At 71.8% G+C, this 24,059-nt stretch carries 20 protein-coding genes; 13 read left to right on the top strand and 7 right to left on the bottom strand.

The window, feature by feature from the left end; all coding sequences use genetic code 11:
• Positions 1 to 13: 13 nt before the first annotated feature.
• The 5 genes from CW359_RS12575 to CW359_RS12555 form a co-directional block, all read right to left on the bottom strand.
• Positions 14 to 928, bottom strand: a complete 915-nt coding sequence (locus CW359_RS12575; protein ID WP_105969981.1) for a TIGR03619 family F420-dependent LLM class oxidoreductase — start codon at positions 926 to 928, stop codon at positions 14 to 16.
• Between the two features lie 145 nt (positions 929 to 1,073).
• Positions 1,074 to 2,327 carry a cytochrome P450 gene (locus CW359_RS12570; RefSeq protein WP_105969980.1) on the bottom strand — a complete coding sequence of 418 codons (1,254 nt, stop codon included), beginning with the start codon at positions 2,325 to 2,327 and terminating at the stop codon, positions 1,074 to 1,076.
• 123 nt (positions 2,328 to 2,450) lie between these two features.
• Entirely contained in the window at positions 2,451 to 3,866 is a 1,416-nt protein-coding gene (locus CW359_RS12565) for a vWA domain-containing protein (protein ID WP_198655193.1), read from the bottom strand.
• A gap of 53 nt (positions 3,867 to 3,919) precedes the next feature.
• Positions 3,920 to 5,176, bottom strand: a complete 1,257-nt coding sequence (locus CW359_RS12560) for an AAA family ATPase (protein WP_105969979.1) — start codon at positions 5,174 to 5,176, stop codon at positions 3,920 to 3,922.
• A gap of 103 nt (positions 5,177 to 5,279) precedes the next feature.
• On the bottom strand, positions 5,280 to 6,782 hold the full coding sequence (locus tag CW359_RS12555; protein ID WP_105969978.1) for a hypothetical protein: 1,503 nt from the start codon (positions 6,780 to 6,782) through the stop codon (positions 5,280 to 5,282).
• Between the two features lie 291 nt (positions 6,783 to 7,073).
• Here CW359_RS12555 and CW359_RS12550 point away from each other — a divergent pair, with 291 nt between their 5' ends.
• From CW359_RS12550 to CW359_RS12515, 8 genes are read left to right on the top strand one after another with little or no spacing between them, the layout of a single operon-like run.
• The gene (locus CW359_RS12550; protein WP_105969977.1) at positions 7,074 to 8,387 is read left to right on the top strand and encodes an extracellular solute-binding protein; all 1,314 of its coding nucleotides are present in this window, start codon (positions 7,074 to 7,076) and stop codon (positions 8,385 to 8,387) included.
• Between the two features lie 7 nt (positions 8,388 to 8,394).
• On the top strand, positions 8,395 to 9,333 hold the full coding sequence (locus CW359_RS12545) for a carbohydrate ABC transporter permease (RefSeq protein ID WP_105969976.1): 939 nt from the start codon (positions 8,395 to 8,397) through the stop codon (positions 9,331 to 9,333).
• The gene (locus CW359_RS12540) at positions 9,330 to 10,211 is read left to right on the top strand and encodes a carbohydrate ABC transporter permease (RefSeq protein ID WP_232838365.1); all 882 of its coding nucleotides are present in this window, start codon (positions 9,330 to 9,332) and stop codon (positions 10,209 to 10,211) included. Before CW359_RS12545 ends, CW359_RS12540 begins: the two co-directional genes overlap by 4 nt.
• Before the next feature lie 5 nt (positions 10,212 to 10,216).
• Positions 10,217 to 11,662 (top strand): carboxylesterase family protein, encoded by a 1,446-nt coding sequence (locus CW359_RS12535; protein ID WP_105969975.1) that lies wholly within the window; start codon positions 10,217 to 10,219, stop codon positions 11,660 to 11,662.
• Positions 11,662 to 12,846, top strand: coding sequence for an ROK family protein (locus CW359_RS12530; RefSeq protein WP_232838364.1), 1,185 nt, complete (start codon positions 11,662 to 11,664; stop codon positions 12,844 to 12,846). Before CW359_RS12535 ends, CW359_RS12530 begins: the two co-directional genes overlap by 1 nt.
• 49 nt (positions 12,847 to 12,895) lie before the next feature.
• Complete coding sequence (locus tag CW359_RS12525; RefSeq protein WP_198655192.1) at positions 12,896 to 14,440, top strand: GMC oxidoreductase; 1,545 nt, start codon at positions 12,896 to 12,898, stop codon at positions 14,438 to 14,440.
• A gap of 29 nt (positions 14,441 to 14,469) precedes the next feature.
• Positions 14,470 to 15,078, top strand: coding sequence for a tRNA-specific adenosine deaminase (locus CW359_RS12520; RefSeq protein ID WP_105969974.1), 609 nt, complete (start codon positions 14,470 to 14,472; stop codon positions 15,076 to 15,078).
• Entirely contained in the window at positions 15,075 to 16,028 is a 954-nt protein-coding gene (locus CW359_RS12515; protein WP_105969973.1) for a sugar phosphate isomerase/epimerase family protein, read from the top strand. The genes CW359_RS12520 and CW359_RS12515 overlap by 4 nt, the downstream gene beginning before the upstream one ends.
• A gap of 83 nt (positions 16,029 to 16,111) precedes the next feature.
• On the opposite strand, the gene CW359_RS12510 is transcribed toward CW359_RS12515, so the two are convergent.
• The gene (locus tag CW359_RS12510) at positions 16,112 to 16,999 is read right to left on the bottom strand and encodes a LysR family transcriptional regulator (RefSeq protein WP_105969972.1); all 888 of its coding nucleotides are present in this window, start codon (positions 16,997 to 16,999) and stop codon (positions 16,112 to 16,114) included.
• Positions 17,000 to 17,092: 93 nt separating this feature from the next.
• Between CW359_RS12510 and CW359_RS12505 the strand changes: the two genes are divergently transcribed.
• Genes CW359_RS12505 through CW359_RS12495 form a run of 3 tightly spaced genes read left to right on the top strand, consistent with a single transcriptional unit; the run spans position 17,093 to position 19,097 of the window.
• Positions 17,093 to 17,782 (top strand): RraA family protein, encoded by a 690-nt coding sequence (locus CW359_RS12505; RefSeq protein WP_105969971.1) that lies wholly within the window; start codon positions 17,093 to 17,095, stop codon positions 17,780 to 17,782.
• The gene (locus CW359_RS12500; RefSeq protein ID WP_105969970.1) at positions 17,779 to 18,462 is read left to right on the top strand and encodes an RraA family protein; all 684 of its coding nucleotides are present in this window, start codon (positions 17,779 to 17,781) and stop codon (positions 18,460 to 18,462) included. The genes CW359_RS12505 and CW359_RS12500 overlap by 4 nt, the downstream gene beginning before the upstream one ends.
• Positions 18,459 to 19,097, top strand: coding sequence for an RraA family protein (locus tag CW359_RS12495; RefSeq protein ID WP_105969969.1), 639 nt, complete (start codon positions 18,459 to 18,461; stop codon positions 19,095 to 19,097). The genes CW359_RS12500 and CW359_RS12495 overlap by 4 nt, the downstream gene beginning before the upstream one ends.
• Here the strand turns inward: CW359_RS12495 and CW359_RS12490 are convergent.
• Positions 19,064 to 19,927 (bottom strand): alpha/beta fold hydrolase, encoded by an 864-nt coding sequence (locus tag CW359_RS12490; protein ID WP_105969968.1) that lies wholly within the window; start codon positions 19,925 to 19,927, stop codon positions 19,064 to 19,066. The two genes, CW359_RS12495 and CW359_RS12490, sit on opposite strands and share 34 nt — an antisense overlap.
• 185 nt (positions 19,928 to 20,112) lie before the next feature.
• Between CW359_RS12490 and CW359_RS12485 the strand changes: the two genes are divergently transcribed.
• Together CW359_RS12485 and CW359_RS12480 are read left to right on the top strand one after the other, a co-directional pair.
• Positions 20,113 to 23,118 carry an SdrD B-like domain-containing protein gene (locus tag CW359_RS12485; RefSeq protein WP_232838363.1) on the top strand — a complete coding sequence of 1,002 codons (3,006 nt, stop codon included), beginning with the start codon at positions 20,113 to 20,115 and terminating at the stop codon, positions 23,116 to 23,118.
• Positions 23,119 to 23,223: 105 nt separating this feature from the next.
• Positions 23,224 to 24,030, top strand: coding sequence for a hypothetical protein (locus CW359_RS12480; RefSeq protein ID WP_105969966.1), 807 nt, complete (start codon positions 23,224 to 23,226; stop codon positions 24,028 to 24,030).
• Positions 24,031 to 24,059 lie beyond the last annotated feature (29 nt).

Below are 24,059 nucleotides of genomic sequence, written 5' to 3'. Positions count from 1 at the left end.
TGACGGGCGCGGGTCACGCGCGCAGGCGTTTGACCAACTTCTCGGCGATGGTGAGGAGTTCGTCCGTCGTGGTCGTGGTCTGCTGGAGGTCGATCAGTACCTCGCCCGCACCCGCGTCGGCTGTGGCCAGGAGGTAGTCGGCGACCTGGTCGATCGTGCCCGCGTTCGGGACGAGTTCCGGCGGGGTCTTGTCCTGGGTCAGCCGGGGGTTGACGCGCAGGACCATGCGCAGCGCGTCCGCGTCCCGGCCGGCCGCCTCCGCGGCGATCCGGACGGTGTTCCACATCGCCGCCAGCGCGGGCAGGGGCAGTCCCGCCGCGAGCCAGCCGTCCGCGCGGCGGCCGACGCGTTCGAGGGTGCTGGGCGAGAAGCCGCCGAGCAGGACGGGCGGGCGGGGGCGCTGCACGGGCTTGGGCCTGATGACCGACGGTGGGATCGTCCAGCGTTCGCCGTCGTGCCGCACGGTCTCGCCGGCCCAGATGGTCTCCGCCGCGTCGAGCCACTCCTCCAGCCGGGCCCCGCGCCGCTCCCACGGCACGCCGGCCGCCCGGTACTCGTCCCGCAGCCAGCCGAGGCCGAGGCCGACGTCCAGCCGGCCGTGGCTGACGACGTCGAGGGAGGTGAGGGTGCGGGCGAGCAACACTGGTGCGTGCCAAAGGGCGTTGAGGGTGCTGGTGCCGAGCCGTACGCGGGTCGTGACGGCGGCGGCCAGGGTCAGGACGGTGAGCGGATCGAGGAAGGTGCGGTACTCCTCCGGCATCGTGCCGTCGCCGCCGGGGTAGGGGTCGCTGGGTTCGTGCGGTGCGAGGATGCGGTCCGCGGCCCAGAGGCTGTCGAAGCCGAGGCTATCCGCGCCGCGGGCGACCTCGACGATCGCTTCGGGTGTGGCGAACGTGCCGTACTGGGGTACGGCGAGACCTATCCGCATCTGGGGGACTCCTTCGCGTGACTGCGTGACTGCGTAGCTGGGTGACTGCGTGGCTTCGTGGCAGCGTGCCGAGGGGCTGAGGGGCCCGCGGGCGGCCCACGCTAGGCGTCACTTGTGCGCGAAAACTGATCGTGTGCCGGTTCCGTCAGGCGCCCTCGCCCCGCGTACCGCCAGGGTGCGGGGCCGGGGTGAAGGCGACGTCCAGGCGGGTGAGGCCGCGGAAGTTGAGGCTCCGCTGCCAGCGCGGAGGTGTGTCGCCGTCGAGGCGCAGGCCGGGGAGGCGGTTGAGGAGGGCCTCCAGGACGATCTCGCCCTCCATACGGGCGAGGGCCGCGCCGAGGCAGAAGTGGGGGCCGTGTCCGAAGGACAGGTGCCGGCCGCCGGAGACGGGACGTTCGAAGTCCAGGGCGTGGGGGTCGGGGAAGACGGCCGGGTCACGGTTGGCGGCGCCGCATACGAGGAGCACCGTCTGCCCTTCCCCGACGGCGCGGCCCGCGAGGTCCAGGTCGTGCCGGGCGCGGCGCAGCATGAGCTGTACCGGGGCGTCGTAGCGCAGGAGTTCCTCGACGGCGGCGGGCAACAGCTCGGGCCTGGCGCGGAGTTGGTCGGCGGCGGCCGGGTGGTGGAGCAGGGCGAGGGTGGCGTTGCCGATGAAGTGGGTGGTGGTCTCGTGGCCCGCGATGAGCAACAGGGCGCAGTTGGCGAGGAGTTCGTCGAGGTCCTGGTCGGTGTCGCCGGCTTGGGCGGTGACCATCGCGCGCAGGGTGTGCGGGGCCGGCGGGGTGTCGTCGTGCCGGGTGAGGAGTTCACGGAGGTACGCGAGCATCTCGTCCATGCTCCGCGAGGCGGCCCGGCTGCGGTCGGCGTCGAGCCGGGAGTTGCCGATGGCCTCGGCGACCGGCTCGGACCAGGCGGCGACGGCGGGGCGGTCCTTCTCCGGGACGTCGAGGAGGTCGCAGATGATGGTGAGCGGGAGGGGTTCGGCGAGGTCGGCGACGATGTCCATACGTCCGGTGGGCACCGCGTCGGCGAAGATCCGGTCGACGGCGTCGACGATCCGGGCGCGCAGCGCCGCGACCGCACGCGCGGTGAACGCCTTGCCGATCAGGGCCCGCAGCCGGGGGTGGTCGGGGGCGTCGTTGTAGAGCATCTGTCGGCTCAACACCCGGGCCAGCGGCCGGAGTTCCTCCGGAACGGCCTCGATGTCGGGATAACGCACCGAGGACAGCCCCGGCGCGTTGGCGGCGCTGCTGACCACGGCGTGCCCGGTCGCGATCCAGGCACCCGTGCGACGGTCCCAGAAGAGGTCGTCGGCGGTCCGGAGTTCGTCGTAGAAGTCGTAGAGACGCTCTTGGACTTTGGGCCGAAAGGCCGACAGAAGTGAGGAAGGGGTGCTCATCGGCCCATCCTCGCAGTGTTGTTGAGGCGGAGGACACGGAGGTCTCGGAGGTCGCGGAGGTCGCGGAGGTACGGGATGCAGCGGAGGCACCGGTGACAGCGGTGACAGCGGCTGGGCGCACCTCTAGGTACCGATGGTGACCACTCGGGCCCAGTCGGGCGGCGAGTCGGGGACGTACTCGTCGTCGCCCTCGCTCTCGCCCCAGGACCGGGCGGACGGCTCCCGGGGGAACAGGCCCACCACCGTGCGGCACGGTGGCCGGGTCTCCGGCCAGGGGGTCTGGCCGTCGGTCAGGACCACGACAACGTCGGGGCGCGGGGTGGACCGCAGGGCCGTGGCGAACCCGGTACGCAGGTCCGTACCGCCGCCGCCCATGAGGGGAATGCCCTCGGCCCGGCAGAGCGGGTGCACGATCCGGGCGGAAGCGTCGCAGGGCAGTACGGTGACGAGGTCCCGTCGACCGCCCAGGGCGCGGGAGATCGCCGTGACCTCCAGGAGGGCGCTGCCCAGTTCGGTGTCGCTGACCGATCCGGAGGTGTCGATGACCACGGAGACCCGGGGCGGTCTGCGCCGCAGGCTGGGCAGCACGATGCCGGGCAGTCCGGCGGAGCGGCGCGAGGGGCGACCGTACGAGTAGTCCTCGCCCGCGCCACCGCCGGAGGCCGCCGAGCGAACCGCCGCGCCGAGCAACTCCCGCCACGGCTGCGGCGGATGGAACGCCTCCTCCGCCCAGCGCCGCCACCCTCGTGGGGCGTCGCCCGGCCGGCCGTTGATGCCCTGCGCGACCCGGAACCGGACCGCGTCCCGCTCCTGCTCACTGAGACCGTGCGCCCCGCCCGCCCCCAGATCCCATTCCCGCCCGAGCCCGTCGGCACCGCTGCCGCAGTCCAGCCAGGACAGCCCCATCGTGTTGGCCCCGAGCCGGAACCGTCCCAGGTACTCCTCCATGAGAAGCCCCGACGGCAGCCCCGACTGCCCTGGCTGCAGGGCACCTTCGGGCCGCAGGAGCCCGTCGCCGAACACATCGTCGTTGATCTCGAAGTCGGCGGCGATATTCATCCGAAGCCGCTCTCCAGGCCCGGTCAGCCCATGCTCCCGCGCGTACCGATCACTGCGCCCATGATGATCACGCAGCAGGTGGGACACCTCATGCACCCACACCCCGGCCAGTTCCTCGACCGGGGTCCGATCCACGAACACCGGCGAGACGTAGCACCGCCAGTACCGATCGACGGCCATCGTCGGAACGTGCGACGACTCGACGGGGTGCAGGGCGAACAGGGCGGTGGCGAGGTAGGGGCGAGCCCGGACGGCTTGCAGCCGGGCGGCGAGGAGTTTGGCCAGGTCCAGGGTGGTTGGGCTTGGTGGAGGTGGTGGCGGAAGTGGCGGGGCTGGGACGGGGGCTGGGGCTGGGGCTGGCACGGGAGTTGGGGCTGAACCCGATCCCAGGCTGGAGCCGGAGCCGGAGCCCAGGCTGGAGCCGGAGCCCAGGCTGGAGCCGGAGCCCAGGCCTGAGCCGGAGCCGGAGCCGGAGCCCATGCTGGGGCCGAAACCTGCCCTTGCTCCCGCCCCCTGCCCACGCCCACGCCCGTTCATCGGCCCCCCTCCGCCCCGCTCATGCCCGCGCCTCCCGACCGCCCCGCAACGCGATCCGCCGCCCGGTCCGCCCTCCGGGAGAGGATCACCACCCCCGCCAGTCGTTCGATCTGTGCCGGGACGTCCCAGTCGTCCTGTCTCAGGGAGGCGAGTGTGGTTGCCGGGACGACCACCAGGTCCGGTGGACCGGTTTCCAGGGCCTGGACCAGTACGGTCCATGCCGCGTCCCAGCGGGGCTTGTCCGGGCGTGCTCGGACCGCCGCCACCACTCCGTCCAGTACCGCCTGGCGCAGGTCCCCGCGTTCGGGCAGGTCCGCGTTCGTCGGGTCGGCCAGCAGGGACTCCGGGTCCGGGAGGTCCAAGTGGGCCAGGCTCGCCAGGAGTTCGAGCCCCGGGCCGTCCCCGACCGCTCCCCTGACCAGCAGCGACAGCACCTCCCGGGAGGAGCCCGCGGCGGTCGCGAAGGCGATCAGGCTCAGGGTCATGTCCCAACTCCTGGGCGACGGCCAGGCACCGCCCCGGCGCGTCTCGTTGCTGGGCAACTGGTGCACGAGTTTGGGCCGTACGGTGAGCAGCGCGCACACCGCCCGGCGGGCGAACTCCACCGCCCCCGCCAGCTTTTCGGGGTCGAGCCTCGGCAAAGTGGCCCGGGGCCAGGTCCCGCCAAGGCCGCGTACGACGACCTCGTGGTCGTGGGTCCACCGGAGGTGGACGAAGCGGTTGGCGAGCGGCGGGCTCAGTTCCCAGCCGTCGGCCGCCGAGGAGCGGGGGTTGGCGGCGGCCACGATCCTTACGCCGGGCGGCAGTTGGAGCGCGCCGATCCGCCGTTCCAGGACCAGGCGAAGCAGCGCGGCCTGAACCGCCGGCGGCGCGGTGGACAGTTCGTCGAGGAACAGCAGTCCCCGGCCGGCCCGTACCAGCCGTACCGCCCAGTCCGGCGGGGCCATCGGAACACCGTGCGTCGCGGGATCGTCCCCTACGACAGGCAGCCCGGCGAAGTCGGACGGCTCATGGACACTCGCGATCACCGTGGTGAGCGGCAGGTCCAAGGCCTCCGCCAACTGCGTCAGCGCCGCGGTCTTGCCTATCCCCGGTTCACCCCACAGGAGTACAGGCAGGTCGGCGGCCACCGCCAGTGTCAGGGCCTCCAGTTGGATGTCGGGGCGGGGTTCGGTGCCGGTGTCGCGCAGCAGGGTCAGCAGCTCTGCGGCTATGTCGAGTTGAGGGGTCGTGAAGGTTGTGTCTGTGGGCATGTCTGATCACCTTTGGGGTCGCCAGGAATGTTGGTTGGCTGGGTAGGTAGGTAGTTACGTAGTTGGTTGGCCGGTCGTGCGCCGCGGCTGGTTCGCGGCGGTCCTATCGGCGGTTTCGGGCGGAGCCACGGGCGGCATCAGGGGCGGGACCTGCGCCTGGGCCTCCTCCGGTCAGGCCCGCCCTGAACAGGCCGTACGCGATCCGCCGCTCCGCCGCCCGCTCCAGTTCGTCGCGCAGAGCCCCGCCCCGCAGCACCGCCTCAGGACCCAGCAGTCCTTCTACGACGGCCAGCGCACCGGCGATGTCGCCGTGGTCGAGGCGTTCGCGGACGCCGGTGAGGCAGTCGGGGTGGCGGTGGGCCTCGTCGATGGCGCGGAGGCAGGGCATCGGCGTGCCGCTCAGTGCGGCCAGGAGTTCCTCCCGGCGGATCTCGGCCGGGTCGTGGTCCAGCGGGGCGAGCACCCCGTCGACCAGCCCGATCCGGTGCCGAGCGCCCCGGCACTCCACGAACCGGGGTTCACCCGCCCGGTTCGTGGAGTGCCGGGGCAGGTTCCAGGGCGGGTCCCCCGGCGGACGGCCCGGCACGAGTGCCGAGGCGACCAGCGGGTGCAGCCGGTCCACGTCGATCGCCCCGGCCCGGATCAGCTCCAGGTCGGGCAGCGCCCAGGTCGCCGCGTCGGGCAGCACGGGCAGGTCGGAGGCGGCACCGCCGGAGGGCGCCTTCCGGATCCGCAGCAAGGACGGCCCCCTGCCATCGGGACCCACGGCCACCTCCAGAAGCAGCCGGTGCCGGGCACCGAGCCGCACGACCACGACACCCACGCCCGCACCCACGCCCACGCCCACGCCCGTACCCGTACCGGCGCCAATGCCCGTGCCCGTGGCGACGCCCCGCCCATCTCCCCGAAGAAGCACCCAAGCCTCCTCCGTCCACCGCCCCACCGCACAGCGAAGGCCCGCCCCCGGCTCCAGCCCCTCCAGCCCCTCCAGCCCCTCCAGCAGACCTCGATCCACCTCGGGCTCGGCCGAGCCCCCACCGCCCACCCCAGCCCGAATCCCCAGCTCACCCGCCCTACTCGCATCCCACAAATGCCGATGCAGATCGAAACGGAACCGCCGACTGGGATGAGGATGAGGATGAGGATGCGCGTATCGATAGCTGTGAGCCCCGTCCCCGTCCCCGGCGCCGTCCCACAACGTGAGGCCGATCCGCTGACCCGCGTCCGCCCAGGCAGGCGGGGTTCGGGCCACCAGGTGCACAGGTCGAGCGCCGGGACCCGTGTCGTCGTACCGGGCCAGGCCGATCGTCAGCCCCGGGCGCAACAATCCGTCGGGGGCGATTCTCGGCAGGTGCCAGCGCAGCAGGTCGGGTGCCAAGTGGCGGAGATCGGCGCGGAGTCGGGCCGCGAGTTCCTGGCCGTGGGTGCGTGCGACTGACCGTAGGTTCAGGTCGATGTCGACGCCTGCGGCGGCACACGCGCCCGCCCAGTCCCCGGTCAGACGGCGCGCGGTCGCGGTCTCGATCATGGACGGCGGCACGGCGAACTCTCGTACGCGTAGCCAAAAAGAGAGGTGGGTGTTCCCGGGCGCGTTCTCGGTGAGCATCAGCACTCACCTTGCGCGGACGGGACCCCCGATCTGTCAACGGAGTCGGTAGTCATCGTGCGGGACGGTATCGAGCCCCAGCCGCGTTCCGCCACCGAATTTCCATGCCACCACTCCACGCAAATACCACCAAATAATCCCAAATAGATTTCGCTACAAGTTCCGAAATTATTCGTGACGGCCGTGCCACCGGACCGAAATACCTCACTCATACCTTTTCGCCATCAGCTCATCAGCCCATAGGCCATCAGGCCATCAGTCACCGGCACACCCCCTGCACAGGAGCCCCGAGTGTCCCTACCCTCCCGACGCGGCGCCCTCAAGCTGACCGCCGGCCTCACCCTCGCGGGCGCCTTCGCACTCGCCGGCTGTGGGCGCGGTGACGACACCGCCGCCGCTACCGCCTCCGCCAAGCCCGTGGACGACTCCCCGGCCACCGGCACCGTCACCCTCTGGGCCGCCCAGGGCGACGCCGATGTGCTCGACAAGGTCATCAAGCCCTTCAAGGCCGCGAACCCGGACGTCACCGTGAAGGTGACCCTGATCCCGAACGGCGAGTACTACACCAAGCTGCAGTCGGCGATAGCCGCGGGCAAGGGGCCCGATCTGGCGCAGTTCTTCCCCGAGTCGCAGTCGCAGTTCCTCGATCCGGCGATCCTCCGGCCCGTCCCGGACGGTCTCGTCGACAAGGGGAGCTTCTTCGAGAGCCTCTGGGCGGCCGGAGTGACGGGAGGCGTCGCGTACACGGTGCCCTGGTACGCGTACACCTACGCGCTCGTCTACCGCGCCGACCTCGCCAAGAAGGCGGGCGTCTCGGCGCCCGCCAAGTGGGACGAGACGGTGCCCTTCCTCAAGGCACTCCAGGGCGCGGGGGCCGCGCACGGTCTCGGGGCCGACATCGGCTGGGACATCTTCAACGGTCAGGACGTCGCGATGTACGCCTGGCAGGCGGGCGGTTCGCTGCTCTCCGCCGACGGGAAGTGGACGCTCGACACCCCGGCGATGGTCGACGCTTTCCAGTACAACGCCTCCTTCTTCACCTCGGGCACGGCCGACACCGGTGGGCCCACCTTCCTCGACGCGCAGCCTTACTTCGTGTCCGGGAAGACCGCCATGATGATCACCGGGCCGTGGGTCGTCGGCCAGCTCGACGCCGCCGCGAAGAAGGACGGCTGGACGGCCGCCCATGTCGCCACCGCGCAGCTGCCCGCCGGTGCCTCGGGCAGCAACTCCTTCTCCGCCGGGGGCAGTTGGGGCGTGCTCGCGGGCAGTGGCAACGCGGACGCGTCCTGGAAGCTCGTCCGGTATCTGGCGAAGCCGTCGACGCAGGTCGCGCAGTACAAGGCATACAGTTCACTGCCTGCGGTCATCTCCGCCTGGGACGACTCCGCCATCGCCGGCCAGCCGCTCCTCGACGCCTTCCTCACCCAGCTGAAGAACACCCGGGCGTTCCCCCAGGTCGACACCTGGCAGCAGGTCGCGACCCGGCTCGGCAAGGAGATGGAGGCCGTGGCCAAGGGTACGGAGACGGCCGCGAAGGCCGCCGCGAACGTCCAGGCCTACGCCGACAGCCTCGGCACGGGCACAGGCACGGGCACGAAGTGAGCCGCCGATGACGACCACGATCAGCCCGGGGGCGCCGCGCCGGACGCGCCGCTCCCGGAGCACAAGGAGTCCGCGGGGCACTCGGCGAACCGCCGTCGCCTGGCTGTTCCTCGCCCCGTTCGGCGTCGTGTTCCTGCTCTACACCGCGATCCCCACCGTCGCCGCGCTCGGTTTCAGCTTCACCGACCTCCGGGGCGCCGACCTGCGGCACCCCTTCGCCGTGAACTTCACGGGCCTGGACAACTACCTCCGGCTGTTCCAGGACGACAGCTTCGTGCAGGACATCCTCAACACCGCCGTCTTCGTCGTGGTCGGCGTACCGCTCACCATGGGCATCGGCTTCGCGCTGGCGCTCGCGCTCAACTCCGGCATCCGGCGGCTGCGCGGAGTGTTCCGTACGGTGTTCTTCGCGCCGGTCGTCACCAACGTCGTGGCGGTGGCGCTGATCTGGCAGTACGCCTTCAACGCCGACGGCACCGTCAACAAAGTGCTCGGCGCTGTCGGGTTCGCCGGGCCGAACTGGCTGGACGACCAGCACCTGGCGATGCCCGTCGTCATCCTGCTGGGCGTCTGGCGGAACTTCGGCACCGCGATGGTGCTGTTCCTCGCCGGTCTGCAGGCGATCCCGCAGGACGTCTACGAGGCCGCCGCCCTCGACGGGGCAGGCCGCCGACGGCAGTTGAGGCACATCACTCTCCCCCTCCTCCTGCCGACCACCCTCATGGTCTCCGTCCTGCTGACCGTCTTCTACCTCCAGGTCTTCGACGAGCCGTATCTCCTCACGAACGGCGGCCCGTTGGGCTCCACCGAGTCGATGGCGCTGTACACCTACCGCCAGTTCGGCTCGGGCGAGTTCGGGGTCTCCTCGGCCGCGTCCTTCGTGATGCTGCTGCTCGTGGCGCTGGTGAGCGTCGTCCAGTTCCGACTGCTGAGGTCCCGCTCATGACCGTCCTCGCCGCACCGGCGAAGGCCCGCGCCGCCACCGAAGTGGCCACCGCGCCCCGCCGGTCACTGTCCCAACCGCTGCTGTACGCCGCCCTGTTGCTCTGCGCACTGCTCACGCTGCTCCCGTTCGTGTGGGTGGCCAGCGGCTCGCTGCGCGGTCTGGACGAGATCCGCTCCGACCCCGGCGCCTGGCTCCCGCACCACGTGACCCTCGACAACTTCGCCCGGCTGTTCCGGACCGAGGGGTTCGGCCGGTTCCTGGCCAACAGTGTGGTGGTCGCGGCCCTCGTGGTTGCGGGCAACATCGTGGCCGCCTCGGCCGCCGGTTACGCGCTCGCCAAGCTCGAATTCGCGGGCAGGCGGCTCGCGTTCGGCGCGGTGATGGCGGCGATGATGGTCCCGTTCAGCACGGTGTTCGTCACCCAGTTCGTCCTCACCGTGGACCTGGGGCTCGCGGACACCCTGACCGGGATCGCGCTGCCCGGCGTGGCGTTGCCGCTGTCGGTGTTCATCATGCGGCAGTACGCGATGTCCGTCCCCGACGAACTGCTGGAGGCGGCCCGGATAGACGGCGCGGGCGAGTTCCGGATCTTCTTCCGGATCTTCCTGCCGCTGGCCGGCCCGGCGGTCGCCACCATCACGATCATGTCGTTCCTGTCCTCCTGGAACAACTTCATCTGGCCGCTCATCGTCGCTCAGAGCATGGACACCTACACCCTCCCGGTGGGCCTCGCCGCCACCAGCCAGGCAGCCGCCCACGTCACCGACTACGGCCTGCTGCTCGCGGGCGCGATCGTCGTGATGCTGCCGGTACTGCTCCTCTTCCTGTTCCTCCAGCGCTACTTCGTGCAGGGCATCTCCGGATCGGGAATGCGGTGACCCCCATGGCCGACAGCACCACACACCCGGTCACCGTGCACGCCCCCGCAGGTACGGTCGTCGGCCGGCGCACCGGCTCCGTACAGCGCTTCCTCGGCATTCCGTACGCCCAACAGCCCACCGGTGTACGGCGGTTCGCGGCGCCGGTGCGACGCGGCCGGTTCCCGGAGGCGTTCGACGCGTCCAGGCACGGGCCCACCTCGCAGCGCGTTCCGCTGTTCGCGACGACCACGATCCCGGAGCCGTCGGTACCGGGCGACGACATCCTGAACCTCTCCGTCGTGGCACCGGCTCCCGGAACCGCCACCGATCAGGCACCCTGCCCGGTCCTGGTGTGGATCCACGGCGGCGCCTTCCTCGCGGGCAGCCCGGCGAGCCCCTGGTACGACGGCCGTTCCTTCGCCCGGGACGGCGTCGTCTGCGTCACCGTCGGCTACCGCCTGGGCGTCGACGGATTCGCCCCGCTCCCCGACGCACCCGCCAACCTCGGGCTGCGCGACCTGCTGCTCGCGCTCGACTGGGTCCGGGAGAACATCGGGGCGTTCGGCGGCGATCCGGGCCGGGTCACCGTCGCCGGGCAGTCGGCCGGGGGCGGGGCGGTGCTCGCGCTGCTCTCGTCGCCGGTGTCAACGGGCCTGTTCCAGCGGGCGGTCAGCCTGTCCGGCGGCTTCTTCGAGCGCGACGCGACCATGGCCCGCGACTTCGTCGGGCGGCTCGCGGAGCGGGTGGGGGTGCCGCCCACGCGTACGGGGTTCGGCGGCCGTTCCGTGGAGCACCTCCAGACCGCCGTACTCGCCCTGCGGGACGAACTCAGCACCGGAATCCTCCCGTTGAGCCCGGTCACCGGCGACGACATCCTGCCGGTGCCGCTGCCCGAGGGCCTCGCCCGGCACGGCCTCGACGTGCCTGTGCTGCTCGGTGCGACGGGCGACGAGTTCGACTGCGGTGCCGCACCGGGGAACGCCCACCCGAGCCCGTACAGCCCGGCCGAACTGGCCGCCGCGCGGGCTGCGGGCACCCGGGTGACGGACACCCTGTTCCGCGCCGCCTGTCCCGAGGTGGCTGCCGTGCGCCGGACCGCCGACGCCGGTACGTGGCTGTACTCCTTCGAGTGGCCCTCCCCCGCGCTCGGGGGCGCCGCGCACTGCGTCGACCTCCCGTTCTTCTTCGACCTGCTCGACGCACCGGGCTGCGCGCAGGCCCTCGGGCCATACCCACCAGCGGAGTTGGCAACAGCCATGCACGCGGATCTGGTCGGCTTCGTCCACGGCAGGCAGCCCGGCTGGGCGCGGGCGACCGGCGGGCCCGGCGATCCGGCGCGCGAGTACGGCCGCCCGGGCTCGCCCCTCGTGGCCGACACGACCGGCGTCTTCGACCCCGTCGTACGCGCCGAACCACCTTCCGCACGACCGGCGTCGGGGCCAGGGACGGGGACGGTGGAGGCATGCTGATGTCCGGGACGAAGGGCATGAACGGTCCGAACGGTCTGAACGGCCTGAACGGTCTGAATCAGAGCGCCGTCCGGCGCGTCAACACCTCGGTGATCCTGCGGGCGTTGGCGGTGTCGGCCGAGCCGATGACGCTGACCGCGCTCGCCGAGCGGGCCGGTCTCTCACGCCGGACCATCGAGAGCGTCCTGGACTCGCTCGTCGAGGCGGGCTGGGTCGCGGAGTTGGAACGCGTGCCGACCAGCGGCTGTGCGGGACGCCCCGCCCGGCGCTACGAACTCCGCGCCGATCAGGCCCTGTTGGCGGCCGTGCACTTCACCACCTCGGACGCGTCCGCCGCCGTCGCCGACGTCCGGGGCCGCATCCTCGGCCGCGCGCACCGCCCGCTGCGCGCCTACCAGGACCCCCGGACGACCCTGGACGACGTGGCGGAGCTGGTGCGGGAGGCGCTCGACGACGCGGGCGGATCGGCGGACCGGCTGCGCGCCGGCGCGGTCGCGAGCGGCGGCGCCGTGGACGACGACGGCGTCATCCGGCGCCTGGTGCACACCACCCACTGGGAAGGCGTACACCTGCCGGACGAGCTGGAACGCCGCCTCCGGGTCCCCTGGTTCGCGGACAACGACTCCAACCTAGGCGCACTCGCGGAGCGTTGGCGGGGCGCGGCGGGCGACCACCAGAACGTCGTATGGGCGGTACTGGGGAACCGTACCGGTCTGGGCATTCTCATACGGGGTGAGGTGCACCGGGGGCTCGACGGCGCCGCCGGTGAGATCGTCGAGGCGGCCTCGATCCCGGCGAACTCCGTCGAGAACCACCCGGTGGCCTGGCTCACCTCGCCGGATCCCGCCCAACGCGCGGTCGCGCGCGGCCGGTTCGAGGCGGCGCGGGCGGGTGACGCGGGCGCGCTCGGTGAGGTCGACGAACTGGTGGAGCACATCACGTCGATCCTCACCACACTGTCGTGGACCGTCGCGCCCTCGCTCATCGTGCTCGGCGGCGGCCTTGAGGACGCGGCGGACGTGCTGCTGCCCCGGGTGGAGGCCGCGCTGCGCGCCGCCCGCAACCCGGCCGTCGAGCTGCGGGCCACGCTCCTGGGCCGCGACGCCCCGCTCGTCGGGGCCGTCAAGCTGGCCCTCGACCGGATGGACACCGAACTGTTCGGCCCGCTCGCGCCCAGCGCGTGAACCCCCTCCCTCTCAGCATCAACCGCGGTACAAGACATGGAGCTTCACAGTGACCGACACCCCCCACACCGATGGCCTCGTCACCGATGTCCTCGTCGTCGGCAGCGGCATCATGGGAGCCGTCGTATCCCGGCTGTTGCGGGAGTCCGATCCGGCGCTGCGCATCACGATGGTCGACGGCGGCGAGGCGATCGGCGCGGCGCCCGGTGTGCATCTGCACGACGTGGACGACCCGGTCCTGTGGGCCCGTTACAACGAGCAGGTCACCAGCGGCATCCAGGGCATGTACCTGGGCGCCGAGGTGGTGCGCGAGGTCGCCGACGGTCTCGACGGGCTGATGCCGGGCATGTTCCACGCGCTGGCCTTCGGCGAGGACGCCGAGGCGATGCCCGCGACAGCCCTCGCGTGGAACGCGGGTGGCATGGGCGTGCACTGGACGGCCGCGACGCCGTGGCCCGCCGGGGACGAGGTGTTCGACTTCGGCGACCCGGCGGGCTGGGCGGCGGACCTGGCCACCGCCCACCGGATGCTCGCGGTCACGCCCGCGCCGATCGGCCCGACCGAGGTCGGCGAACTGGTCCTCGACGTCCTGCGCCGCCGCTACGCCGACACGGCGCCGCACGACCGGCGCCCGCAGCCCATGCCCATGGCGGTCACGGCGACACCCTCGGGCGCACTGCCGCGCACCGCCCCCGGGACGATCTTCCGCCCGATCGCGAGCGGCGGGGACCCGGCGTTCACCCTGCTGACCGGCACGCTCGCGACCTCGCTCGTCATGGAGGACGGCGGCCGGGTGGCGGGGGTACGGACCCGACGGGTCTCGGACGGCACCGAGTCCGAACTCCGCGCCGAAACCGTGGTGTTGTGCGCGGACGCGCTGCGCACGCCGCAGCTCCTGTTCGCCTCGGGCATCCGCCCGGACGCCCTGGGCCGGTATCTGAACGAGCACGCGTTCGTCACCGGCCGGGTGCTGCTCGACCTCGACCGGTACGGCATCGCGCTCGACGCCCTGCCGCTGGTCCGCGTCGGCGAGTTCTGCACGGACTCGCTCTGGCTGCCGAGGAACGGCGCGGCACAGCCCTTCCACGGCCAGATCATGAACCGCACGTACGTGGACGAGGCCGGCCGCCCGCTCGCCCACAACGTGGGCCTCGCGCTGTACGTCCCCGTCGAGTCGCGCCCCGAGAACCGCCTCCTGTTCTCGGAGACGGCCACCGACCTGGCCGGACTGCCGCGCATAGGCGTCGAGTTCGAGTACTCGGCCACCGACCGGGCGCTGCTCCGCCGGGCGCTGGACGAAGTCCGGTCGATCGCTGAGGAGTTCGGCCCGTTCGACCCGGCGACCGAGTCGGCCCTGCTCCCGCCCGGCTCGTCGCTGCACGTCACCGGCACGGTCCGCGCGGGCAGGTCCGACGACGGCACCAGCGTGTGCGACCCGGACGGCAGGGTGTGGGGCTTCGACAACCTGTACCTCGCGGGCAACGGCGTGATCCCCACGGCGATGGCCGCCAACGTGACACTGACGGGCGCGGTGACGGCGGTAAGGGCGGCCCGCGCCGTCGCGGCCCACCGCACCGCGCTCACCACCCACTGAACCTCATCACCGCGCAAGGGAGTTGGACCGTGATCGAGATCGCGAAGGAATACCGGGTGGCGCTGCCGGCCTGGATCGACGACGAGTTGGCCGAGGTACCCGCCGCCGTCCCGGACCGCGACGACCGGATGCGCCTCGTGCACCGGCTCGCCGACCGCAACTGGCGTGAGGGCAACGGCGGTCCGTTCGCGGCGCTCGTCGCCGAGCAGGACACCGGCCGGATCGTCTCCGTCGGGGTGAACGTCGTGCTGGCCTCCGGTGTGTCCAGCGCGCACGCCGAGGTCGTCGCCCTCGGGCTGGCCCAAACGGCCGTCGGCGGCTGGGACCTGGGCGGCGACGGACTGCCGACGCACGAACTGGTCGTCAACTGGCGCCCGTGCGTGCAGTGTTACGGGGCCGCCATGTGGTCCGGGGTGCGCGGGCTGGTGGTCGCGGGCGAGGGACCTGAGCTGGAGGAGATCACCACGTTCGACGAGGGCCCGCTCGGTGCGGACTGGGCCGAGCAGTTCGAGACGCGTGGCATCAAGGTCGTACAGGACGTGCTGCGGGAGGAGGCGCTGGCCGTGTTCCGGAACTACCGGGACGCGGTCGACGCCGACGGGGTGGTCGTCTACAACGCGCGCGGCGGTGCGGAATGACTCCGCCGCCCGCCGGCTCCGAGGCCGAACCGCGGTTCGCCACCGACGTCGTCACCTTCTACCATCCGGCGTTCTGGGGCCTCGACACCCCGGACTCCGTAAGGGAGTCGGCCGTCACGAACCCCGGGAGATTCTGGGGGCGGATACTGGACTCACTGGCCGAGGCCGGGGTCTCCGGTATCGAGTTGACCTTCGCGCCCGGGGACATCGGCTCGGCGTTGCGGGCCTTCGGCAGTGCGCCCGGGTTTCGACGGGCCCTGGAGGCACGGGGGTTGGGTGTCGTCAGTGCGTTCGTCGCCGGGAACGACGCGCCCGACTGGCTGCGGGGCGACAACCTGCCCGCGATCGTCGCCGACGCCGAGCGACGCGCCGCCTTTCTCGCCGAGGTCGGGGCCGACCTCCTGATCGCCGGGCTGCCCATGCGGACGACGTTCGGGACGCGCCCGCCCTTCTTCGTCGACGGCGCCTACATGTCCCGGATGGCCGACATCGCCCACGCGGTCGGCGACGCGGTCGCCGGACACGGGGTGCGGCTCGCCTTCCACACGGAGTCCAACAGCACGCTCTGGTACGAGCGGGACATCGACCTGTTCATGGCACTGACCGACCCGCGCTACGTGTGGCTGTGCCCGGACTCGTGCCATATCGCACTCGGCGGCGGCGACCCGGTGGCCGTCGCTCGTCGCCACGCCCAGCGGATCGCGCTCGCGCACTGGAAGGACGCGGTGCGGCCGATCGACGTCGAACTCACCATCGACGACACGGTGTTCGCCCAGCAGCAGCCCTACATGACCGAGCTGGGCACGGGCATCGTGGACTGGCGCGGCTGGGCCGACGCGATGTCCCGTACACCCGGTGCCGGCACCGTACTCATCGAGCTGGACGAGGCGCCCGACCCGGTGGCCGCCCTGCGCGCGGGAGTCGCCGTCGCACGGCGGGCCCGGGCGTAACCCGCCTCCCGAGGCTCACCCATCCCCATCCCCATCCTCATTGCCCTCCCGCTCCGGGGCTTCTCCCATCGGCCGTTCACCAGTCAGGCGACCTTGTCCGCGATGTGCAGGAACTCCCTGGTCAAAGGCTCCTGTGCGTTGTCCCGCGACACCAGGGACAGTTCGACGAGGCCCGCGCGGTCCTTCAACTGCCGGTACGGTACCGGGGGTTCCGTCGAGGCCGCCGTGATGTTCGGGACGAGGGTCACGCCCAGACCGCAGCGCACCATCGCCAGCTGGGTCAGGATCGACTGGGCGTGGTGGCGGGCGTCGGGGGTGAGGCCGGCTCGGCGGCAGGTCGCCATGAGCTGGTCGTGGTAGTCGGGGGAGGCCTCGCGGCGCAGCCACACCCAGGGGTCGTCGGCGAAACGGGCGAGGTCGACCGGGTGCGGGGCGTCGGCCGCGAGCGGGTGGTCCGGCGGCAGGGCGATCACGAACTCGTCGTGGCGCCAGGGACGGGCCCGCAGCCCCCGGACCGGTGCGCTGGGCCGGACGACCGCGATGTCGATCTCGTGCCGGAGCAGGGCCTGTTGGGCCGAGCCGGTGTCCCATTCGGTGATCCGCAGCTCGACGAGCGGACGGGCCTGCCGGAAGGCGGCGAGGGTGCCCAGCAGGGGTTCGCTGAGCGCCGAGGTCACCACGCCGATCCGCAAGGTGCCGACCAGCCCCGCCTCGGCCTGCGTCGCGACCTCCTCCGCGTGCCGGGCGGCGGCCACCAGCGTGCGGCACTCCGCCGCGAACGCCCGGCCGGTCTCGGTGAGCGTGACCTGCCGTCCACTGCGGTCGAACAGCCGGACGCCCAGCCGCCGTTCGAGCTGGAGGATCGCCTGGCTCAGCGGCGGCTGCGACATGGCGAGCCGCTCGGCGGCCCGCCCGAAGTGCAGCGTCTCCGCGACGGCCAGGAAATAGCGGGCCTGCCGTACCTCGATCATCGTTCGCTCCACACGCCGCCAGTCGCTCCGCATATCGAAGGGAGAGGAAATCAGACCTTCAGTATATGAATCGGTCTTGTTTGACTGAGAGCCATGACGACCGCACCGCCCACCGCGCCGCCCCCTGAAGCGACCCTGTTGACCCAGTTCACAGCACTGGACACCGCCACGGTCTCCGATGCCCTGGACGCCTGCGGTCTGCCGCCGGGCCAGGGCGGCCTCCGGCCCATGTGGGGCCGCCCGCGGGTGGCCGGTTTCGCGGTCACCGTCGCGCTGGAGCCACTGGCCGACGGCCCCACCGGCGCCCACATCCACACGGAGGCCATCGCCACCGCAGGGCCGTACGACGTCATGGTCGTCGCCAACGGCGGACGTACCGATGTCTCCTCCTGGGGCGGCATCCTCAGCCTCGGCGCCTCGGTGCGCTCCGTCCGGGGCGTCGTCACGGACGGCGCCTGCCGGGACGTGGCACAGGCCCGTGACCTGCACTTCCCCGTGTTCGCCCGCGCCCGGGTGCCCGCGACCGCACGCGGACGCCTGCGCCAGCGGTCGACCGGCGAGCCCGTCGCCCTCGGCGAGGTGACGGTCCACCCCGGCGACGTGGTGCTGGCCGACGAGGACGGCGTCGTGATCGTCCCCCGCGACCGCGCCCCGCAGGTCCTGGAGACCGCACAACGCCTGGCCGACCGCGAGACGGCCATCGAGGCCGACGTACGCGCCGGAATCCCCCTCCCCCAGGCGATGCGCGACGCCCGCCTGGCCGGAACGGAGACCCCCCGATGACCCACAGCACCGGCGCCGAACCCGAGACCGGTCTCCTCCACCGCCTCCGCGCCCTGCCCACCGCGGCCGTCTCCGACGCCCTCGACCGGGCCGGCATCCCGGGTGCCGTCCACGGACTCACCCCGCTGGCGAACGGCTTCCGAGCCGTCGGCCCCGCCTTCACCGTGCGCTACGCCCCGCTCGACGACGCCACGAGCGGCGGCACGGTCGGCGACTTCCTCGACGACGTACCCCCGGGCGCGGTGATCGTCATCGACAACGGCGGACGCACCGACGTCACCGTCTGGGGCGGCATCATGACGGAGTTCGCGGCCGTACGCGGCATCTCCGGCACCGTGATCGACGGCGTCTGCCGGGACGTCTCGGCATCCCTCACGCACACCTACCCCCTCTTCACCCGGGGCCGTTTCATGCGCACCGGCAAGGACCGGGTCCGCCTGGCGGCCGTCGACGAGCCGGTCACGCTCTCCGGCATCGACATCCGCCCCGGCACCCTCGTGTGCGCCGACGCGGACGGAGTCGTCGCCGTCCCGGCGGCACACGCGGAGCGCATCGCCGAGAGCGCGGAACGCATCGAACGGGTCGAGGCGGACATCGTCGCGGCCGTACGAGCGGGCAGCACCCTGCGGTCGGCCCGCGAGCAGCTGGGCTACCACCGGCTCCAGACGAGGCGGCCATGACCGAGAACTCCAGTACGACGACACCCGACGCCGCGCGCGGCCACAGCACCGCCACGCTCTACGAGGCCTCCTCCTCGTACGCCCGCGCCTGCGACCCCGTACTCCGTGCCGCCTGGCCCGGCGCCCGGGTGGCCGGACCGGCGTTCACCGTGCAGGGCGTCGGCGGGGACAACCTCGCGCTGCACCGCGCGGTCGCCGAGGCGCCGCCCGGCAGTGTCCTGGTCGTCGATCTGCAGCGGTCCGCGCACGGCCACTGGGGCGAGATCCTCGCCGTGGCCGCTCAGCGGCGCGGGCTCCTCGGGCTGGTCGTGGACGGCGGCGTACGGGACGTCGCCGAGCAGGCGGAGCTGGGTTTCCCGGTCTTCGCACCGCACGTCACGGTGGTCGGCACCGGCAAGGAGCACCCGGGCGTACTCGGCGCACCGGTCCGGGTCGCCGGAGTGGTCGTCCGGGCCGGTGACCTGGTCGTCGGTGACGCGGACGGGGTGATCGTCGTACCGTCGGCGGCGGTACCCGCGACCCTCGACGCCTCGGACGCCCGGGTCGCCGACGAACAGCGGGCTCTCGCCGCCATCCGCGCCGGAGCGAGCACCCTGGACCTTTACGGCCTGCGCGAACGGTCCGGGATTTCCTGAGCCGATCCGCCGCCACCGCCACCGCCATGGAACCTGGCGATCCGGTCCCACATGGCCACCGGGTTGGAATACATCGGCCAATGCCCACTGCCCGGAATCTCCGCCAGTTCCACACCCCCGGCGGCCAATTCCGGCAGATAGGAAAGAGCCGCGTTCCGCTCCCCGTACATGAACATGCGGGGAAAGGGCAGAGCCAGGAACTTCTTCAGCAGGTCGCCGTGGTCGGACAGTTCGACCATCGACTCGAAGATTCCGCGTACGGCGGCGGGGCGGACCTTGTGGCGCAGGCTCGACGCGTACAGGGCGCTGCCGAGGGACGGTGCCCGGCGGGCGCGTTCGGTGAAGTCGGTGAGGAAAGTGTCCGGGTCGTCCGTCGGGTGGGCGAGGATCTGCCTGCTCAGGAAGCAGTCCTCCGGGGCGACATTGCCCTCGATGTCGACGAAACTGAGCACCCGGCCAGGTTCCTCGTGTGCCAGCATCAGCGCGGTCAGCCCGCCCATGGAATGGCCGACGAGATGGAAACGTCGAATTCCGAGACCGTCGAGCACGGCCCTGGCGGTCCTCACCAGAAACGGAATCGATATCCGCGCCGGTTCGTCGCAGACACTGTCCCCGCACCCCGGCGCATCGTACGCGACAAACGGCCGCCCCGCGAATTCGGGACGGTACGCGATATCGACGTAGTCCTCCTTCGTCGAACCGAAGCCGTGCAGAAAGACAATGGGGTCGTGACCTTCTCCGGCACGGCGGATCGCGGCGATCTCGACATCGACACCGGATTCGACACCGGAATCGACACCGTCGACCCGTAGACACAGTTTCTCGCTCATCAATTCCACGGCTACGAGTGGACCAGAGACCGCCGACAGACTCCAGGACCGATCCCGACTCCCGCCAAGACGCCCAGCATCTTGATCTGTTAATCCTCTTTTCCTCCGAATGGGCCGATTCGATCTTCTTCGCCATTCCCATACATAGCTCGATGGGGGTGTCGGCTCCACGAGACGAGGACACAGTGTTCAGAACAGCACCAGGCACCGGCACGCCGCCGGGACGGCGGAGACGGCTGGCCGGTCTGACCGGCCTGAGTCTCGCCCTGCTCGCGACCGGTTCACCGGCCGTCGCGGGCACCGCGTCCGCCGCCCCGGGCGACGGCACCGTGACCGTACGGGTCGTCACCGAGGTGGACGCGGACGGCGCGTACGACAGCGTGCTGGAGCAGGGCCTCGCGGGCGTCCGGGTCACCCTGACGGACGACGCGGGTGCCGTGCGGTACGCGACGACCGGGAGCAACGGCCTCGCCACCTTCGCGGCGACGGCACAGCTCACCGGCGGCAAGTACCGCGTCCAGGTCGCCAACCCGGACCCCGGCACCCTCTCCCCCGCCGTCGCGGGCCTGGGCACGGGCGCCGACGTCATCCGCAGCAACGTCGGCTTCGTCGACGTGTCCGGCGGTACGGACGTCACGTACACGACCGGTTTCTGGGAGCCCGGCGTCTACTGCCAGGAGAACCCGGACCTGGTCACCTGCAACCTCACCAAGGGCGACGCCCCGAACACGTACAAGGGCCTGGTGTCCTTCGGCGGGGAGTTCACCGACACCGCCCCCGGCGGGATCGTCACCCAGCTGACCGACAACACGCGGCAGCAGGCCGTGTTCGGCATCGGCGTCGACCGCACCGGCAACAAGTACCTGGGCACGCTGGTCAAGCGGCACACGGCCTACGGCCCCTTGGGCAACACGAACACGATCTACCGCCAGTTCGGCACCGAGAACGCCGTCACCCCCTTCGTCACGCTGCCAGGCACCCTCACCAGGCACGACCCCACGAACAGTTGGCTGCACGACGACGCGGTCTACTCCCGGGTCGGCCGCGAAGGCGTCGGCGACGTGGACGTCTCCGGCGACGGCAGGACGCTGTACGCGGTCAACATCGCCGAGGCCAAGCTGTACAGCGTGCCCATCGTCGGCACCGGCAACGGCGTCACGTCGGGCACTCCGGTCCCGTACGACATCCCGAGGCCGGCGGTCTGCTCCGGTGAGTGGCACCCGTACGGCATCGGTGTGCGCGGCAAGCGGGTGCTGGTGGGCGGGGTCTGCGGCGCCGAGGGGTCCGTCAGCGCGGCTCTTCCGTGGGGCGACCCGGGGCAACTCAGCGCGCACGTCTACGAGTTCGGCAACGGCGCGTTCAGTGAGATCTTCACCCACGCGCTCAACTACCCGCGTGGGTGCGCCTACCGGTTCGTCGGCGCCGCCGGTCCCTACCGCTGCACCAAGCCGTCCACCGTCGGCCAGGTCGTGAGCGCCGAGTGGGAGGCCTGGAACCAGCGGGTCCCGGGCCACGAGACGCACTCCTTCTTCTCGGCCCCGCAGCCGATGCTGACCAACATCGAGATCGCCGACAACGGCGACCTCGTGCTCGGCTACCGCGACCGCTTCGGCGACATGACTGGTACCGCCACCTACGCCCACGGCAGCACGGCGGGACCCCTGCTCACCGGCATTTCCGCCGGTGACGTACTGCGCGCCTGCAAGTCCGGGACGACGTACACGCTGGAGAGCAACGGCTCCTGCGGCGCGCTCGCCGGCAACAAGCCGGCCAACGACGAGGGTCCGGGCGGCGGCGAGTTCTACGACGACTCCGCCAGCGCCGGCCCCGCTCCCGGGACGATCGACGCCTACCACGACCAGATGACCGAGGGCGGCACGGTCCTCCAGCCGTACCGTGGCAAGGTGTGGAGCACCGCCTACGACCCGTACGGCGCCTTCCAGCAGGGTGTCCGCCGCTGGACCGCCGACACCGGGGCGATCGAGGGCAACCTGCTCGTCCAGGAGACCTGGCCCGCGACGACCGCCCTCCGCCAGAACCTCTTCGGCAAGGCCAATGGTCTCGCCGACCTTGAACTCGTGTGCGACCAGGCGCCCGTGCAGATCGGCAACCGGGTCTGGTACGACTCGAACGGCAACGGCGTCCAGGACCCGTCCGAGCCGCCCGTCCCGGGTGTCGTCGTCACGCTGACCCCGCCGACCGGTCCGGCGCTCACCGCCACGACCGACGCGAACGGCGAGTACTACCTGGGCACGGCACAGGGCCTGCTGCCGAACACCGCGTACACAGCCACTTTCGACTACCAGGGCATCAACTCCTCGGCCCTGCCCGGCTCCCCGACCCTGGCCGAGCTGAAGTGGACGCAGTCGGGCGCCGGTTCCGACCGTGCGCTGGACTCGAACGTCGACGCGAAGGGCGCCACCGGCGTGACCGTCGGCGACCCCGGTTCCGTCAACCACACGGTCGACGCGGGCCTCGTCGGCTCCGTCAACCAACTGGGCGACCACGTCTGGTACGACGCCGACGGCGACGGCATCCAGGACCCGTCCGAGCGCGGCGCCAAGGGCATCCCGGTCGAGCTGATCGACCCCGTCACCGGTGACGTGCTCAGGACGACCACGACCGACGCCAACGGGAAGTACCTGTTCACGGCACTGCCCGACGGGACGTACAAGGTCTGCTTCCGCAGCCCGCGCGGCTACCTCTGGACCAGGCCGAACGCCGGCGGCAGGGGCGACGACTCGGTCGTCGACACGGCCACCGGGTGCTCCCCCGTCGTCACCCTCGGCCCGGGCAACCGGATCGACCTCACCCTCGACGCGGGCCTGGTCAAGGAGCTGGGGCTGACCGTCGTCAAGTCCGACAAGAAGTCCGGCAAGCCGTTGCGCGGCGCGGTCTTCCAGCTCTGGCTCGACAGCAACGGCAAGTCCGGCCTCCAGCGGAGCGGCGCGGGCAGGGACCGTATGGTCGGCGACTGCGTCACCAACCGCAACGGCCGGTGCCACTTCGACGACGGCCGGATCGGCACGTACTACCTCGTCGAGAAGGACGTCCCCGAGGGCTACGTCCTGCCGAAGAACCCGGTCTTCGGCCCCTACCGGCTGACCCTGGCCAACGGCACGGGCACCGACGGGCTGGTCGTGAAGATCGCCAACGAGCGGGGTGAGCCCTGCAAGGGCAAGAAGTGCTGACGCCCTGCCCAGTGGGGTGATCGCCGCGCACCCGGCAGGGTGAGCGGGGCGGGCCGCGTACCGGTGTCGACCGGCACGCGGCCCGCCCGCATGTAGAGACGTCCCATGCGACGCATCAGCAAGGCCACGACGGAGAAGACGCGAACGGCAGGGCGGGCCCGGCGGACCTGGCGGGTCCGGTGGGCGGCGGGCGCCCTGGCGGCGGCGGTGGCGGTGGTCTGCGGGGCGCTCCTCCTCACCGGCGGCGACGGCTCCGGCCCCCGGCCCCTCTCCGCCGACGAGGCCCAGCGCATGGCCTTGGCCCGCTTCCGCACATACCGGATCAGCCCCTCGGAGATCACCGTCCGCACGACCTCGGGCGACCGCGCCGACGACGGCACGGCCGTGGTGCGCGCCGTCGTCGACCATCGGCGGCATCGGGCGGTCGGGTGGTACGAGGTGGGGGGTGCGGGGCGTTCGGACGGGAGGTTGCTCGCCTGGGACCGGAGCGGGCTGGCGGTGGCCCCCGCAGACACGGCCTCGTCCGCCACGGGTGCGCTGCGCGCGGCCGGGCGGTTGGAGGCGTCGGCGTGGACTCGGCGGGCGTTCGGGGCGGCGCCGCTGGACACCGCCCTGAAGCTGGCCCTGTCGCTGGGCGCCGACCGGCCCGACAACGCGCAACTGCTGGCGCAGGCCGGGCCGTTGCGGTTGCGGGACGAGCGGGTGGACGGGCGGCGGTACGACGTCTTCTCGGGGCCCCGGCCCAAGGTCTCCCTGGGCGCGCGGTCTCCGTTGTCGTACTGGGTGGGTGATGGCGGGGAGCTGCGGCGGGTTCGGGTGGATCTTGGGGAGGGGCGGGGCATCAGCTTGGATCTGGGTGGGGTTCGGGTGCGGGGGGTTGGTGTTCCGGGGGCGCCTTGGGGGGAGGGGTGAGGGGGTTGGGTGGCGGGTGCGGGTGCGTT

It is taken from the genome of Streptomyces geranii (assembly GCF_002954775.1).
Classification (GTDB): domain Bacteria; phylum Actinomycetota; class Actinomycetes; order Streptomycetales; family Streptomycetaceae; genus Streptomyces; species Streptomyces geranii.
The sequence above is the reverse complement of the archived record's forward strand: the minus strand, read 5'-3'. Positions and strand labels throughout refer to the sequence as shown.

Coding starts and splice junctions, on each gene's coding strand:
- CW359_RS12575 (WP_105969981.1), bottom strand. CDS start 928: ATGCGGATAGGTCTCGCCGTACCCCAGTACGGCACGTTCGCCACACCC.
- CW359_RS12570 (WP_105969980.1), bottom strand. CDS start 2,327: ATGAGCACCCCTTCCTCACTTCTGTCGGCCTTTCGGCCCAAAGTCCAA.
- CW359_RS12565 (WP_198655193.1), bottom strand. CDS start 3,866: ATGGGCTCCGGCTCCGGCTCCGGCTCAGGCCTGGGCTCCGGCTCCAGC.
- CW359_RS12560 (WP_105969979.1), bottom strand. CDS start 5,176: ATGCCCACAGACACAACCTTCACGACCCCTCAACTCGACATAGCCGCA.
- CW359_RS12555 (WP_105969978.1), bottom strand. CDS start 6,782: ATGCTCACCGAGAACGCGCCCGGGAACACCCACCTCTCTTTTTGGCTA.
- CW359_RS12545 (WP_105969976.1), top strand. CDS start 8,395: ATGACGACCACGATCAGCCCGGGGGCGCCGCGCCGGACGCGCCGCTCC.
- CW359_RS12540 (WP_232838365.1), top strand. CDS start 9,330: ATGACCGTCCTCGCCGCACCGGCGAAGGCCCGCGCCGCCACCGAAGTG.
- CW359_RS12535 (WP_105969975.1), top strand. CDS start 10,217: ATGGCCGACAGCACCACACACCCGGTCACCGTGCACGCCCCCGCAGGT.
- CW359_RS12530 (WP_232838364.1), top strand. CDS start 11,662: ATGTCCGGGACGAAGGGCATGAACGGTCCGAACGGTCTGAACGGCCTG.
- CW359_RS12515 (WP_105969973.1), top strand. CDS start 15,075: ATGACTCCGCCGCCCGCCGGCTCCGAGGCCGAACCGCGGTTCGCCACC.
- CW359_RS12510 (WP_105969972.1), bottom strand. CDS start 16,999: ATGATCGAGGTACGGCAGGCCCGCTATTTCCTGGCCGTCGCGGAGACG.
- CW359_RS12505 (WP_105969971.1), top strand. CDS start 17,093: ATGACGACCGCACCGCCCACCGCGCCGCCCCCTGAAGCGACCCTGTTG.
- CW359_RS12500 (WP_105969970.1), top strand. CDS start 17,779: ATGACCCACAGCACCGGCGCCGAACCCGAGACCGGTCTCCTCCACCGC.
- CW359_RS12495 (WP_105969969.1), top strand. CDS start 18,459: ATGACCGAGAACTCCAGTACGACGACACCCGACGCCGCGCGCGGCCAC.
- CW359_RS12490 (WP_105969968.1), bottom strand. CDS start 19,927: ATGAGCGAGAAACTGTGTCTACGGGTCGACGGTGTCGATTCCGGTGTC.
- CW359_RS12480 (WP_105969966.1), top strand. CDS start 23,224: ATGCGACGCATCAGCAAGGCCACGACGGAGAAGACGCGAACGGCAGGG.